This window comes from Massilia sp. UYP32 (assembly GCF_050434365.1).
GTDB classification, from domain to species: domain Bacteria; phylum Pseudomonadota; class Gammaproteobacteria; order Burkholderiales; family Burkholderiaceae_D; genus Telluria; species Telluria timonae.
On record NZ_JBNDIK010000024.1, the window covers coordinates 83,418 to 97,961 of the forward strand.

At 65.5% G+C, this 14,544-nt stretch carries 13 protein-coding genes; 8 read left to right on the forward strand and 5 right to left on the reverse strand.

Annotated elements, in window-relative coordinates; genetic code table 11:
• Positions 1-152: 152 nt before the first annotated feature.
• The 4 genes from ABIB42_RS18965 to ABIB42_RS18980 all read left to right on the forward strand — a co-directional run bounded on the left by ABIB42_RS18965 (position 153) and on the right by ABIB42_RS18980 (position 4,420).
• Positions 153-1,934, forward strand: coding sequence for a diguanylate cyclase domain-containing protein (locus ABIB42_RS18965; protein ID WP_429248820.1), 1,782 nt, complete (start codon positions 153-155; stop codon positions 1,932-1,934).
• A 20-nt stretch (positions 1,935-1,954) separates the two neighbouring features.
• On the forward strand, positions 1,955-2,686 hold the full coding sequence (locus ABIB42_RS18970) for a helix-turn-helix domain-containing protein (RefSeq protein WP_005671391.1): 732 nt from the start codon (positions 1,955-1,957) through the stop codon (positions 2,684-2,686).
• Positions 2,687-2,920: 234 nt separating this feature from the next.
• Positions 2,921-3,898, forward strand: coding sequence for a porin (locus tag ABIB42_RS18975; RefSeq protein ID WP_005671389.1), 978 nt, complete (start codon positions 2,921-2,923; stop codon positions 3,896-3,898).
• 87 nt (positions 3,899-3,985) lie between these two features.
• Entirely contained in the window at positions 3,986-4,420 is a 435-nt protein-coding gene (locus ABIB42_RS18980; RefSeq protein ID WP_005671387.1) for a hypothetical protein, read from the forward strand.
• Here ABIB42_RS18980 and ABIB42_RS18985 read toward each other — a convergent pair.
• From ABIB42_RS18985 to ABIB42_RS18995, 3 genes are all read right to left on the reverse strand, one after another.
• A complete protein-coding gene (locus tag ABIB42_RS18985) occupies positions 4,382-5,401 on the reverse strand; it encodes an SDR family oxidoreductase (protein WP_005671385.1) in 1,020 nt (339 codons plus the stop codon). The two genes, ABIB42_RS18980 and ABIB42_RS18985, sit on opposite strands and share 39 nt — an antisense overlap.
• A gap of 228 nt (positions 5,402-5,629) precedes the next feature.
• Positions 5,630-6,631, reverse strand: coding sequence for a sulfate ABC transporter substrate-binding protein (locus ABIB42_RS18990; protein ID WP_005671382.1), 1,002 nt, complete (start codon positions 6,629-6,631; stop codon positions 5,630-5,632).
• A gap of 112 nt (positions 6,632-6,743) precedes the next feature.
• Positions 6,744-6,956 (reverse strand): hypothetical protein, encoded by a 213-nt coding sequence (locus tag ABIB42_RS18995; RefSeq protein ID WP_005671379.1) that lies wholly within the window; start codon positions 6,954-6,956, stop codon positions 6,744-6,746.
• A 139-nt stretch (positions 6,957-7,095) separates the two neighbouring features.
• Here ABIB42_RS18995 and ABIB42_RS19000 point away from each other — a divergent pair, with 139 nt between their 5' ends.
• Together ABIB42_RS19000 and ABIB42_RS19005 are read left to right on the forward strand one after the other, a co-directional pair.
• Positions 7,096-7,845, forward strand: a complete 750-nt coding sequence (locus ABIB42_RS19000; protein ID WP_005671376.1) for a phosphatase PAP2 family protein — start codon at positions 7,096-7,098, stop codon at positions 7,843-7,845.
• A 25-nt stretch (positions 7,846-7,870) separates the two neighbouring features.
• The gene (locus ABIB42_RS19005; RefSeq protein ID WP_005671374.1) at positions 7,871-8,707 is read left to right on the forward strand and encodes a metallophosphoesterase family protein; all 837 of its coding nucleotides are present in this window, start codon (positions 7,871-7,873) and stop codon (positions 8,705-8,707) included.
• A gap of 29 nt (positions 8,708-8,736) precedes the next feature.
• Here ABIB42_RS19005 and cls read toward each other — a convergent pair whose 3' ends face one another.
• Both cls and ABIB42_RS19015 read right to left on the reverse strand, forming a co-directional pair.
• On the reverse strand, positions 8,737-10,125 hold the full coding sequence (gene cls / locus ABIB42_RS19010; protein WP_071363390.1) for a cardiolipin synthase: 1,389 nt from the start codon (positions 10,123-10,125) through the stop codon (positions 8,737-8,739).
• Positions 10,122-12,284 carry a site-specific recombinase gene (locus ABIB42_RS19015; protein ID WP_005671370.1) on the reverse strand — a complete coding sequence of 721 codons (2,163 nt, stop codon included), beginning with the start codon at positions 12,282-12,284 and terminating at the stop codon, positions 10,122-10,124. The genes cls and ABIB42_RS19015 overlap by 4 nt, the downstream gene beginning before the upstream one ends.
• A 242-nt stretch (positions 12,285-12,526) precedes the next feature.
• Between ABIB42_RS19015 and ABIB42_RS19020 the strand changes: the two genes are divergently transcribed.
• Both ABIB42_RS19020 and ABIB42_RS19025 read left to right on the forward strand, forming a co-directional pair.
• Positions 12,527-13,600: a glycoside hydrolase family 19 protein gene (locus tag ABIB42_RS19020; RefSeq protein ID WP_229409939.1), complete on the forward strand. Its 1,074-nt coding sequence runs from the start codon at positions 12,527-12,529 to the stop codon at positions 13,598-13,600.
• Positions 13,601-13,697: 97 nt separating this feature from the next.
• A complete protein-coding gene (locus tag ABIB42_RS19025) occupies positions 13,698-14,534 on the forward strand; it encodes a branched-chain amino acid aminotransferase (protein ID WP_005671366.1) in 837 nt (278 codons plus the stop codon).
• Positions 14,535-14,544 lie beyond the last annotated feature (10 nt).

A 14,544-nucleotide genomic window follows, 5' to 3' on the forward strand; every position in this document is an offset into this window, starting at 1 on the left:
CGCTACAGCGATGCCAGCTTGCGTTAAAGTGTTGCGTTCTGTCCAAAATCTCCGGCGACCAATAAATTTCCCTTCTGCATTGTTTCCAGTGATGAACTCACTGGTAGTTTCAGCGCTATCATGACGGGTTATTACGTTTCCGCAAATCTCTTATGCAAGGCCTGCTCTGCAAATTCCGCCTGTCCACCCTGATGACCTTGGCGGTGTGCGTCACCGTGGCGCTGACCGTGGCGTTGCAACTGACGGTGGTGAACCATTTTGCCGTACGCCAGGCGAATGCCGATGCCGAGCTGCGCCTGCAACAACTGTCGTGGCAGATGCGCGATGCGCTCAATCGTGTCGTGGAGCAGGCCGCCGGCGATGCGCGCCTGCTGGCCGCCTTGCCGTCGGTGCGCCAGGCGCGCAATCCCGCGGCGGCGCGCATCGCCCTCGAGAGCCTGCAGCAGACCTTTCCCGACTACGCCTGGATCGGCATGGCCGATACCGAGGGCAGGGTGGTCGCCTCGACCATGGGGCTGCTGGAGGGGAACGACGTCAGCATGCGTCCCTGGTTCCAGGTCGGTCGCGACGGCGTGCGCGTCACCGACTACCATCCGGCGCTGCTGCTGGAAAAACTGATGCCGCAACGCCCCGACCCCTGGCGTTTCGTCGACGTGTCGACGCCCGTGTTCAGCCAGGACGGCGAGCTGTTCGCCGTGCTGGGCCTGCACCTGAGCTGGGAATGGGCGCGCAGCCAGGCGCGCATGCTGCTGACGCCAGCGCTGCGCGAGTATGGCGCCGAGATCCTGGTCGTGCGCGCCGACGGCGCCGTCATGCTCGGGCCACAGGAGTTGCTCGAGCAAAAGATCGACACCGCCAGCCTGCGTCGCGCCAGGCTGGGCGACACCGGCGCGCTGCGCGAAGCGTGGCCGGACGGGCGCACCTATCTCACCGGTTTCAGCCAGACCGGCCACGCCGCCAACCCGGCGACGCTGCAATGGTCGGTGCTGGTGCGGCAGGATGAAGAAAAAGCCCTCCAGGGCGCCAGCGAGCTGAAGCGCCGCATGCTGGCCTGGAGCACCTTGCTGGGCCTGTTGCTGGCGCTCGCGGCCGCGTTGCTGGCGCGCCGCCTGGCGCAGCCGATGGCCCAGCTGGGCCAGGCGATCGAACGGGTGACCGAGGCCACTGCCAGCGGAAAAGACTTGCCGGCGATTCCACAGATCAGCGGCTTTCATGAAGCAAATATGTTGTCGGGTACGATGCGCGACCTGGTCAGCAGCGAAGCGCAGGTTCGGCGCGCGCTGCAGCAGATGAACGAGCATCTCGAATCGAAGGTGGCCGAGCGCACCGCCGAACTCAATGCGTTGCTGCTGCGCGACGTGCTGACCGGCTTGCCGAACCGGCGCGCGCTGATGGAGAGCCTGCCCGAGGCCATGGCGCGGGCCTCGCGCAGCGCGATGCCGGCGGCGCTGCTGTTCATCGACATGGATGGATTCAAGGCGGTCAACGACACCCACGGCCACGAGGAGGGCGACGAGCTGCTGCGCCAGTTCGGCGCGCGCCTGGCCGCCGGCGCGCGCCTGGCCGCCGGCGCGCGCCTGGCCGCCGGCGCGCGCCTGGCCGCCGGCGTGCGCATGACCGACCTCGTGGCGCGTCTGGCCGGCGACGAGTTCGTGGTGGTGCTCGAGATGCTGGCCAGCCCTGGCGACGCCGAGGATACCGCGCACAAGTTGCTTGCCTGCATTCGCGCGCCCTACACCTTGCGCACCACGGTCGTCACGGTGGGCGCCAGCATCGGCGTGGCGCTGTTCGCGCCCGACGACAAGCCCGACCTGGACGCCTGGCTGGCGCGCGCCGACCATGCCATGTACGCCGCCAAGCGTGGCGGCAAGAACGCCGTCAGGCTGGCCGCGGCGCCGGTCTGGCATGCCGCGGTGAGCGGCGCCGTTTCCTGATCGTTCCCCGAGTTCCCATCATGACCCAAATCAGCCAGATCATCGCCACCATCAAGCGCCAGCTGAAGCTGCAAGGCTTGACCTACCGCGACGTCGCCGTCGCGCTCGACCTGTCCGAGCCGAGCATCAAGCGCCTGTTCGCCAGCGAGCAGTTTACGCTCGAGCGCATCGTGGAAATCTGCAGCCTGCTCGGCTTCACCCTGGCCGAGATCGCGCAGGAAGCCCAGAACGGCCAGCGCCGCCTGCGCACACTGAGCGCCGAGCAGGAAAGCGAGCTGGTGCAGGACGACAAGCTGTTGCTGGTGGCGGTGTGCGCGCTGAACCACTGGCGCATGCTCGACATGCTCAATGTCTACCGGCTGAGCGAGGCCGAATGCCTGCAATACCTGCTGCGCCTGGACCGCCTGCAACTGATCACGCTGCTGCCCGGCAACCGCATCCGGGTCAACGTGGCGCGCGACTTCGACTGGCTGGCCGACGGCCCGATCCGGCGCTATTTCAATGGCCAGGGCATGCCCGAGTTCGTGGCGGGCGGTTTCGACGGCAGCGGCGAGACGCTCGACTTCGCGCACGGCATGCTCACCGACAGCGCGCGCGCCAAGCTGCAGCACGAGCTGCGCCTGATGCGCGCCCGCTTCGCCCAGCTGCACGAGGAAAGCCTGGCCGCGCCGTTGGCGCAGCGGCGCGGCAGCGGCCTGCTGCTGGCGCTGCGCGAATGGGAACCGGCGGCCTTCGCCGCCCTGCGCCGTTGACGGCGATACTTCCGGAATCGTCGTAAAGGTTGCTCCGGTTCACGGTTCGGTGTACGGTAGACAGCAATGCATGACCGTGCGCCGGATCAACAACGGCCATCGGGCCACGCGCTGGGTTATAAGCGAATCAAACGCGAACCGAAACGCGCTCCGAAACTCTCGGTTATGTGAGGTATTAGACAGATCAGGTTGCCATAACAGGCGGATAGTAGGTGTCAGGGAGAGATTGACGCCATGAGAATGTCCATCGTCGCATTGGCCGTGCTCGGAGGGAGCGCGGCGTGTGCTTCGGCGCAGAACGAACCGGTCCGTCCGTACGCGGAGGGCGCCGGCGCCGGGGCGATCCAGGAAGCCGTCTGCGGGCCAGACTGCCTGGGTGAGCTGCAACTGGCCGCGCGCGCCGAGACGGTGCCGGCCGAGTCATCCATCTTCATGCTGGAGACCGAATCCGCCATTGCGCGTTCGTCCGAGCGCGAGTGGCGCAGCAATGTGACCGCCGGGCGCCAGTACAACGTCGACTACACCGCCCTGAACGAAGTCGGCGATCCCTTCCAGGGCGGCCTGGCCGCGCAGTCGGCCCCGCGCGGAATGCGCGCCGACGACAGCGAGGGCTTCGAGGGCCGCTTCGCCGGCGTCAGCGCCGGCGCCAAGTGGCGCAAGGGCGACGTCGACGGCTCGCCGTCGGGACGCGCCTGGGGCATGACGGTCGGCGTCAACCTGGGGCCGCTGAACATCCGCGCCGCCCACCAGAACCGCAACGTGGCCAAGGTCACCCGCTACAACGAGGTCGACATCACGATGGCGGCCCGCAATTCCATCGTCGCCGCCAATATGCGCTTCGACTGGGGCACGGCCTATACCGCCTACAGCGCCAACCGCGGCTGGGGCAATTCGCCGCTGTTCAACCCCGACAATCCCTATGGGGCCAGCGTCGCCGCCACGCGCTCGACCGACAGCCGCGACGTGCTGATGGGCGTGGCGGTGCCGGTATCGCGCCAGACCACGCTGCTGGCGTCCTTCGTGCGCCGCAACGACCGCGATCCGGCCAACAACGATGCGCGCCAGCTCGCCGTCGGCGCCACCTATGCGATGTCGCGCCGCATGGATTTCTATGCCGCCTACTCGCACATCCAGCACCTCGCTGGCGTGCACCTGGGCGTCAAGCCCGGCAACGGGTCCTCGCTCAACGTGGGCATGCGGCGCGCGTTCTGAGCGCGGGCGTGCGGCCCTGCGCTGCGACACCGTACGGCGAAATTCAGTACGCTGTCTCCATGGTTCATCAACACATATGGAGGCAATATGACTGGCACCAGCACACTCGACCCGGACAACTTCCCGGAACGCCCTGACCGCAACCTGGGCAAGGGCCATGGCATCGACGCGCTCGGCCCGAGCGACATCTCGGACACCGGCAGCGACGTCGTCGGCGGCCCCGGTTTCGCCGGCAATCTCGATCCCGACCAGGTGCTCGATTTCGACGAAGGCACGACTTCCGACCTCGAAGCCAGCCACGCCGGCGACACCGCCGGACCCGACGTCGGCGACGCCGATTTCTCGGGCGACAGCGACATGGGCGGCACCGGCGAACGCGCCGCGGCCGGCCGCGATGCGGTGGCCAAGGACGGCGCCGACATCGATACCGACCGCATCGAGTCCATCCCCGACCTGCCGCTGACCGAGGAAGACACCGAGTTCTTAACGAGCCGTCCGCCGACTCAGGGCGAAGGCCGCTAACAGGGCGCCGCCGCCCAGCAGGGCGGTGGTGATCTGCTTCGAGCGCAGCTGGGCCGCGGTGTACGGGCTGCGCTCATGGGTTTGATAGATGCCCTGGCGTTCGCGCAGCTCGCGCGTGTGATCGGGCTTGTGCAGGGCGTCGCGGCGGCCCGGATCGGTCGGCGCCTCCGATTTCTGGTTCCGGAACATGGTCGCCGTCACGTACTTGTCGAAGGCGCGCGGCAGGAAGCGGGCGCCCGACGAATTCATCTTGGCCGCGCCGCCGACGAACACGTCGCGCTTCGGATGCTGGGCCGCATACAGGATGGCGTCGGCCACCAGTTCCGGCGCGTACACCGGCGACGGCAGCTTCGGTTCCTTTTCCATATAGTTCTTGGCATGCACCGCGAACATGGTGTCGATGCCCGATGGCTTGACCAGGGTGATCGACATCGGCGCGCCTTCCTTTTCGAGTTCCATGCGCAGCGAGTCGGTGAAGCCTTTCACCGCATGCTTGGACGCCGCGTACATGCCCTGCAGCGGAATGCCGTGGTCGGACAGTTCGCTGCCCAGGTTGATCAGGGCGCCGCCGCCGCGCTGCTTCATGCGCTTGACCGCTTCCAGCGAGCCGTTCACGACGCCCCAGAAATTGGTCTGGAACAGGCGGTGATGGTCTTCGGGCGAGATGTCCTCGATGCGGCCGAAGATCGAAATGCCGGCATTGTTGACCCAGGTGTCGATGCGGCCGAATTCGCGGATGGCGGCCTCGCCGATGCGCTCGACGTCCTCGATCTTGCCGACGTCGGCGGTGACCGCGATGACGTCGGTGCCGCGCGCGCGCAGTTCGTGGACGAGTTCGTCCAGCGCGTCGTCGGCGCGCGCCGCCAGTACCAGGCGGGCGCCGCGCTCGGCGGCCATGCGCGCGGTCGACAGGCCGATGCCGCTGGTGGCGCCGGTGATGACCATGACTTGCTCGTTGATCTTGCGGAGTTTGAATGACATTGCGTGATCCTTTCCGTGTTCGTGGTGTGCGGGGAAGGACCGCCGCGTTCGCGATCGCGATGCGCGGCAGCCACGAGTTAGTGAATTGTTCACTTCGTGACCGAGTTTGCTATTTCAAGGGATTTTTTGGCGCGCGGGTGAGATCCGCGCACGCCGGCGAGGCGCCGGACAAAAAAACGCCGCCCCACCAGCGGCGGGAACGGCGCAGGGGATGGTGCGCGGTAAGGCTTACTTCTTGGTGTAGATCTGGTCGAAGATGCCGCCGTCGGCGAAGTGGGTTTTCTGGGCCACGGTCCAGCCGCCCAGCTCGCTGATCTGGAACAGCTTGATCTGCGGGAACTGCGAGGCGTACTTCCTGGCGAACTTGTCGACTGCCGGGCGATAGTAGTTCTTGGCGATGATGTCCTGGCCTTCGTCGCTGTACAGGTATTCCAGGTAGGCCTGGGCCACCTTGCGGGTGCCTTTCTTGTCGACGTTCTTGTCGACCACGGCGACCGGCGGCTCGGCCAGGATGCTCAGCGACGGCGCGACGATCTCGAATTTATCGGGACCGAGTTCGCGCAGCGCGAGCAGCGCCTCGTTTTCCCAGGCCAGCAGCACGTCGCCGATGCCGCGCTCGACGAAGGTGGTGGTCGAACCGCGCGCGCCCGAATCGAGCACCGGCACGTTCTTGTACAGGGCGCCCAGGAACTCGGCCGCCTTTTGCGGATTGCCGCCCGGCTGGCGCAGCGCGTAGCCATAGGCCGCGAGGTGGTTCCAGCGCGCGCCGCCCGACGTCTTCGGATTCGGCGTGATCACCGAGACGCCCGGCTTGACCAGGTCGTTCCAGTCCTTGATCTTCTTCGGATTGCCCTTGCGCACCAGGAACACGATGGTCGAAGTGTAGGGTGAGCTGCGGTATTGCAGCTTCTGTTCCCAGCCCGGATTGATCAGGCCCCTGTCGCGGATGGCGTCGATGTCGTAGGCCAGGGCCAGGGTGACGACGTCGGCCTGCAGGCCGTCGATCACCGAACGCGCCTGCTTGCCCGAACCGCCGTGCGATTGCTTCACGTTGACGTTGTCGCCCGTCCTGGTCTTCCAGTGCTTGGCGAAGGCCGCGTCGAACTCATGGTACAGCTCGCGGGTTGGGTCGTACGACACGTTGAGCAGGTTGACGTCGGCGGCAAAGGCCGAGGTCTGCACCAGCAGGGTCAGTGCTGCCAGCGAACGGATGAAGGTTTTGCGAAGCATTTATTATCTTTCTGGAGGGTGGGAAACCGTAGCGTACGGTCTCGACCCACAGAAAGAAAACGAATAAATTCACGCAACCATATGCATTTTTCGGACGTAGATCCAGAGTGGATCAGTGTGCCTTGGAAAGAATGAGCAGCCAGCGGCGGAACAACAGGATCTCGACGTGGCCGGCCTCGACGCCGGTATCGCACTCGATGACCGGATTGACCGCATAGAAGCGCTTGCGGAAATCGCGGGTGACGAGGATTTCGCGGCGGCCGATGCGCGCCAGGAAAGGGACGGGTGCGTGTTCCAGGCCGAAGGAGCTGTTCAGAGTGGTCATGTTCGTTTCCTTTAATCGAAGTGGTTGTGCAGTAAGGAAAGAATAACACAACTACTGTACAAATCCACAGCTACTGTTCAGATATACAGTAATTTTTCGCGTGTGTGGTTTTTTCGCCAAGTCGGTCATAATCAATGTCATGAGCAATGTCCTGCCCCGTCTTCACCGTTTCGCCGCCGCCCGCTTCTCGCCGGAAGGTGAATATGGCCTCCATCTCACCGTCGGCATCGTGTTCCTGCTGCTGGCGATGGCGGGCTTCGCCCACCTCGCGGGCGCCGTGGTCGCCGGCGCCCCGATCACCCGACTCGACCTGGTGGTGGCCGACTGGCTGCACGCCCATGCGAGCCAGGGCGGCCTGCTGCGCGATGCACTGCTGGTGCTGACCCACCTCCACAGCACGCCCGGCGTGCTCGCGATCGCCTTCGGCGTCGGCGTCTGGTTCTACCGGCGCGGGCATCGCTACTGGATCGTGGCGCTGGTCTCGAGCGTGCCGGGCGGGATGCTGCTCAATGTGGCGCTCAAGCATACCTTCGAGCGCGCGCGTCCCCATTTCGCGGAACCCATCCTCACCCTCACCACCTATAGTTTCCCGAGCGGGCACACGATGGCCGCCACCGTGCTGTACGGCCTGCTGGCCTGCTACTTCGCGCGCCATGCACGGTCATGGATCGGGCGGGTGCTGCCCTTCGTGCTGGCAGGGCTGATGATCGGCCTGGTCGCGTTCTCGCGCATGTACCTCGGCGCGCACTACCTGACCGACATCCTGGCCGCGCTGGCCGAGGGCTGCGGCTGGCTGGCGATCTGCATCGGCGGCGCCGCCACCCTCAACCGGCGCCGGGCCGCGCGCGAGCGGCGCGCGTCCGGTGGGGCGCCGCGCCAAGAGATATAAGCGTCGTAAAAAAGGAGATTCCCGCATGCGCACCCTCGTTCACCTGTCCGACCTGCATTTCGGCCGCGTCGACCAGGCGCTGCTCGGCCCCTTGCGCGAACTGGTCGAGCGCATCGCGGCCGACGTGGTCGTGATCTCGGGCGACCTGACCCAGCGCGCCAAGGTCGAGGAATTCGAAGAGGCGCGCGCCTTCCTCGATTCGCTGCCCGGCCCGCAGATCATCGTGCCCGGCAACCACGACATCTCGCTGTACAACGTGCTGCGCCGCTTCATGCGGCCGCTGGCGCGCTACAAGCGCTACATCACCGACGAGCTCGAGCCCGTGTTCATCGACGACGAGATCGCCGTGGTGGGCGTCAACACCGCGCGCTCGCTGACCATCAAGGATGGCCGCATCAGCCACGAGCAGGTGGCGGGGCTGCGCGCGCGCCTGGCGGGCCTGCCGCCGCAGGTCACGCGCATCGTCGTTACCCATCACCCCTTCGATCTGCCGGAACACTTCGAGAAGCGCGACCTCGTGGTGCGCGCGCCGATGGCGATGGAGGTGTTCGCCGAGACCAACGTCGACATCCTGATGGCCGGCCACATGCATGCCAGCCACGCCGGCAGCACGGCGGCGCGCTACCAGATCGCGGAGTACGCGGCGCTCGTGGTCCAGGCCGGCACCGCCACCTCCACCCGCGGGCGCGGCGAGGTCAATTCGTTCAACGTGGTGCGGGTCGAGCCGCAGCGGGTCGAGATCGACCGCTATGGCTGGGACTTGGTGGGGGGACGGTTCGCGCTGGTCACGACCGAGAAGTTCGTGCGCGCCGGGAGCATCTGGTCGCCGCATAGTGACGGGATGCTGGCGGCCGGTCTGTGAACCGGCCGCTGTAGTGCGTATCCCGTGTTTCAGATCCAGTATTCGGTCAGGCGCGACATCATCTCGCGCAGCCGATCACCCCAGGGCCGCCGCTTCCAGTCTTCGAGCTTGATCTCCTTCGAGTGGCGCAGGTCTTCCCTGAACGCCGCTTCCATGTCGCGTCCGAAGTGCGGATCGAGCACCACCACATTGACCTCGTAGTTGTGGATGAAGCTGCGGCGGTCGATATTGGCCGAGCCGATCGACGACCACATGCCGTCGATGACCGTGGTCTTGGCGTGCAATACCGCCACCTGCAGCTGGAAGATGCGCACGCCGCCCTCCAGCAGCTCGTGGTAGAACGACTCGCCCGCATACTTGATGAAGTCATGGTCCGACACGCCCGGCAGCACCAGCTGCACGTCGACCCCGCGCTTGGCCGCCGCGATCAGGCCGTCGACGATCTGCCGGTCCGGCACGAAATAGGCGGCCGTCAGGTGGATCGATTTCTTCGCTTCGCCGATCGCCAGCACCAGCGACTTGTAGATTTCCGAATCGCGGTCGGGCGAGGTCGCCAGCACCCGCACCACTTTCTCGCCCACCGGGGCGAGCTTGGGGAAGTACTCGACCTGCGGCAGCTCGCCCGCGTCCTGGTGCACCCAGTTGTCGATGAAGGCCCACTGCAGGGCGCCGACCGCCGGTCCCTCGATCTTGATGTGGGTGTCGCGCCAGCCGACGTCTTCCTCGTTGACCTTGCTGGCGCGCTTGTTCGAGCGGAACAGCGAGCTGTTGGCATAGGTGCTGCTGATGTTGATGCCGCCGGTGAAGGCGACCTTGCCGTCGACGATCATGATCTTGCGGTGGTCGCGGTTGTTCAGCGCCCATTTGCCGGGCCGCTTGGTAGGATTCACCGGATTGAACACCAGCACATTGATGCCGGCCTGTTGCAGGCGCTCGAAGAATTCCTTCGGCGTGGCCAGCGTGCCGACGCCGTCGACGATGATGTTGACGGTCACGCCCTCGGCGCGCTTCTGCATCAGGATTTCGGCGAACTGGGCGCCGATCTCGTCATGGTCGAAGATATAGGTCTCGAGGTTGATCGAACTCTTCGCGTTCCTGGCCGCCTCCATCATGGCGCGCATGGTGGCCGGGCCGTCGAACAGCAGCGAGACCTGGTTGCCGGCGATGAGCGGCACCCCGGTGGCCTGCTCTTCGAGCACCGCCAGCTGCTTGAGGTCGGGCGAGGCGCGCGCCCAGCGCCGCTTGAGCAGCGCCGCTGCCTGCCCGTCCTTCAGTTCGCCGCGTTGCGTGGCGACGGTGGGCACGGCCTTGTCGGGCGCTCCGGCGATGGTGCTGCGGTCGGGCAGGGCCTTGCATGAGGCGACCACGCAGACGAAAGCAATGAAGCCGAACCAGGCGGCGAAGCGCTTCTTGTTCATTTTGTTCCCCTCGAGGACTCGGTATCGGGCGGCGGCAACTGGCGATGCCGCGGGCCCAGGAAGAATTCGACCGGCGAATAGGCGAAGCGCCGGCCCAGCGCCTGTACCAGCAGGATCCAGCGCTTGAAGACGATCTTGCGTGCGCGCAGCGCCACCCACAGCGCCAGCCCGAAGCTCACCAGCAGGTTGACGGTGCCGATCAGCAGCACGCCGGCGGTGGCGTTGGCGATCTGGGCCCAGCTCATGCCGTAGTCCAGGGCCACCAGGGCGGTCGCGAAATTGGCGGCCGAGAAGGTGATGTGGCGGATGTCGATCGGCAGGCCGAGCAGGAAGCCGATGGTGCCGGTGGTGCCGAGCAGGATGCCGAAGAAGAAGTTACCCATCAGGCCGCCGAGATTGTCCTCGACATAGCGGCCCAGGCGCGCCACGCGCTCGGCGCCCAGCAGGCGGCGCAGGCCGCGGATCTGCTGCACGCGCTGGCCCATGCGCGTGTACAGCGCCTTGTTGTCGTAGTAGCCCGAGATCAGGCCGGCCACGAACAGCCAGACGCCGGCGACGGCGGCGTAGAACAGGGCCGGGCTGTGCAGCGGGTCGATGTCGTTCAGCAGGTGCAGCGCCTTGATCGGGTCGACCAAGTGGTGGCCGGTGTGCCAGCGCACGAACTCGGCGATGCCCAGGGCCACCGGAAAGGCCACCAGCACGTTGCCGAGCACCGCCACCATCTGGGTGCGGAACACTTTGTTGACCAGTTCGGCCAGCTTGTCGACGTCGATGCCGCGCCCGCTGGCGGAGCGGTGCAGCGAGGCCGCGATGCGCTGCGCCGTCATGGCCGGCTGCTTGGTGGCCACCGTGAAGTGCAGCATGTGGATCAGCACGAAGCCGAGCGAGTAGTTCATGCTGAACAGGAAAGCCTCGACCAGCGGCGGCGTCCTCAGGTACCCCAGCAGGATCTTGAACAGCGCCATGAAGCCGACGATGAAGCCGGCGCCGGACGAGGACCACAGCATCTTGCGCAAGTCCTTGCGGTCTTCGGCGATGTAGTGCTCGCCGGTGCGGCTGGCGTTCTCGGTGACATTGCGCGCCAACAGGTGCACGTTGTCGCGCACCAGGCCGCTGACCTGGTACTTGGTGTTGTGGGCCTCGATCAACTCCTCGGCCAGCGAGATCGCGGCGCGCTGGCGCGGGCTGAGCAGCGCCGCGTCGGGGACCGCCAGCTGGCCCGGCTTGTCAGGTTGCGGCGCCACCGGCAGCAGCACCTCGCCGTCGACCACCAGTTCGTCCATCACTTCCAGCACCGGCGCCGGTGTCGAACCCTTCTCGTCGACGTCGACCAGGAACAGCAGCTTTTGCAGGCGGTCGATGCTCTGCTGCACCGCCACCAGCAGGTAGGTGAGGGCGATGCTGGTGCCGTTCGACAGCGCCAGGCGCCGGATCTTGAGCACCACGTCCTCGCACTGGTCGAGCATCACCAGCAGGTGGCGCGCGTCGTCTGGATGCTCGCGCTCGCCGGCCAGATAGCGCGCGTATTCGTCGAGGTAGCGGTTGGCCTCGATGTTCTGCATCAGGAAGGGCGAATCGAAATTCTCGATCTGGCTGTAGCTGTGCACCAGGCGCGGCTCGAGGCCGAGCGCGCAGATGCGGCAGGACAGGGTGCGGATCGCGTCCAGCAGGCCCTTGAGCGTGACCAGGCGCGCGCGGCCGGGCGCGCTGTCGTCCGGCGGCGGGGCATTGGCGATCACGTCGAACAGCTGCATCCAGTCGCTGTCGGGCACCGCACGGATCCATTCGAAGTCGTCCTCGCGGTACAGCACCTGGTCGAGCGCGTCCGATAAATACAGGTTGTCGAGCGCGGGCGGCAGGAAGCGGTAGGTGATGCGGCTCTTGAGTTCGGTGACGAAGCCGTCGTTCGACAGGATCCCGATATCGCTGTAAAGACTGGTGTGCCGCCGCTTCTCGAGCAGGGTCGTGAGGTAGCGGCGCAGCGCCCAGGCCTGGGCCGGATTGCCCTTCAGGAGTTGGGTCAGCGTGCGCACCGCCTGGGCCGGATCGTCGCCGTCCTGCCACACCCAGCGCTGGCGCGGGCGCAGGTGGCAGACCAACTCGACCAGCAGGTCGATGTCGTCGCTGTAAGGATCGATCCGTTCGAGAGTAGCAAGCATGAAAACAATTTTTACCGGAAAGCCATAGTGTACGCGACGAGGCCGGTAAATATGGTGTGGCAGCGAACAGTAGGTCGGTGGGTGAGCCATCCTCGAGGCGGTCCTGCAATAAAAGTCTTGCTCTTTCAGGAAGTTCCCTGGAGTATCTATCGTCACGCCACGCGTACTCCGGCGCCTGGCGGGGTATTGACGGGGCGGTAACGTCAATATGGAGATAGGACGGTATGACTGGACAGTTTGAGATGGCAGATGTCAGCTTCGTTGCCCGTATCGTGGTGGGCAACGATGACCCGCGGAATATGCGTACCGAAGAAGAAATTCGGCAGCAGATGGAACAGGTCAATCGATGCCTGACCGGAACACCACGCGGCCATATTATTGGCATGGAAAGGGGCGGCGTCTCACATATGCTCGGTGAGCAGCAGGTGGTGTTGCAGTATTCGGTGTATCACATAGGTTTTGCGCGCAAACCGTTGTTCATGGACGAGCAGGCGCACTCGGCGCATGCCGAAACGGCATCGACGGCGCATGTCCCCGTTGCTCAGCCTGCGGGTGTGTCTGCACCTACCGTCGAGCCGACCAGACCACCTGAGCCAGTCAGGCAGCCCCCGACGGCGAACGAAGCAGCCGTGCAGCAACCACATGACACGAGCGCAGAGGTATCGGGCAATGGCATTACGCTTGACCAGTTGAAGGCAATCCTGACTGGCAGCGACGGCGATGCACTTGCAAAAATATGGCTGGAACCGTTGAATGCGGCGATGCAGGCCTGCGACATCAACACCCCTGTGCGCCGGTCGGCCTTTCTTGCCCAGGTGCTGGCCGAGTCGGATGAGTTGCAACACGTCGAAGAGCCGTTGAACTATCGCCCCGAGCGCCTGCTTCAAGTCTGGCCACAACGTTTTCCCGACGTACAGACAGCCGCCGCATATGGTCACAACCCCCAGGCGATCGCGAATAGACTTTACGCCGATCGCATGGGTAACGGCGACGAAGCCAGTGGAGACGGCTGGCGCTACAGGGGCCGTGGCCTGATCGCGATAACCGGACGCCAGAATTATGCCGCGTTCGCTCAGAGGGCAGGTCTGGACGCTCTGGCGCAGCCGGACCTGTTGTTGGCGCCCGAAGGCGCCGCCCTGTCGGCGGCATGGTTCTGGCGTGATTGCAGGCTCAACGAGCTTGCCGATCACACTGCCAGGCCCGACGGGAGCGCGCGGTTCGATGAGATATCCCGGCGTATTAGTGGGGGAGCCAGTGGATTGGATCGACGCAGGAGCTACTGGCAGCGTACACGTGGCGCGCTCGGCGTGGGGTGAATCATCGAGATCCTTTCGGTTTGCCGGTCCATACAGCCTACTGGACGCAGGCACACCAGTGCCGATACACTGGAGTGCTCTGCACTGGAAGGAAGCCATGTACCTCACTTATTACAACGGCCAATGGGCTGAAGGTAACACCCCCCTGTATGGCGCGATGGACCACAGCCTGTGGCTCGGTTCGTCCGTGTTCGACGGCGCGCGCGCGATCCGCGGCAAGCTGCCCGACCTGCGTCCGCACCTGGAGCGCGTCATCGCGTCCGCCGAAAAACTGGGCCTGCGCTGCCCGCTGACGGTCGAAGAAATGGAAGCCCTGGTGCGCGAAGGCGTGGCCAAATTCCCGCATGATGCCGAACTCTATATTCGTCCGCTGGTGTTCGGCTCCGAGGGCTTCCTGATCCCGGTCGCCGAAAAAAGCCAGTTCGCGCTGACCCTGTTCGATGCGCCGCTGCCGCCGTTCACCGGTTTCTCGGCCTGCCTGTCGACCCTGCGCCGTCCGCAGCCGAACATGGCGCCGACCGACGCCAAGGCCTCGGCCCTGTACGCCAATTCGACCCGCGCCATGCGCGAAGCGAAAGAGCGCGGCTTCGACCAGGCCATCATGCTCGACGCCGAAGGCCACGTGGCCGAATTCGCGGCGTCGAACCTGTTCCTGGTGACGGAGGATGGCAAGGTGGTGACGCCGGCGTTGAACGGCACCTTCCTGGCGGGGATCACCCGTGCGCGCGTGATGGCGCTGCTGGCCGAGGCCGGCGTGCAGGTCGAAGAGCGCAGCGTCAAGGCCACCGAACTGAATACCGCGCGCGAGATCTTCAGCACCGGTAACTACGGCAAGGTCACGCCGTGCACCCGTTATGAGGAGCGCACGCTCGAAGCCGGCCCGGTCGCGCGCCAGGCGCGCGAGCTGTACCTGGCGTTCACCGAAGCGGCGTGATATCGCCGCG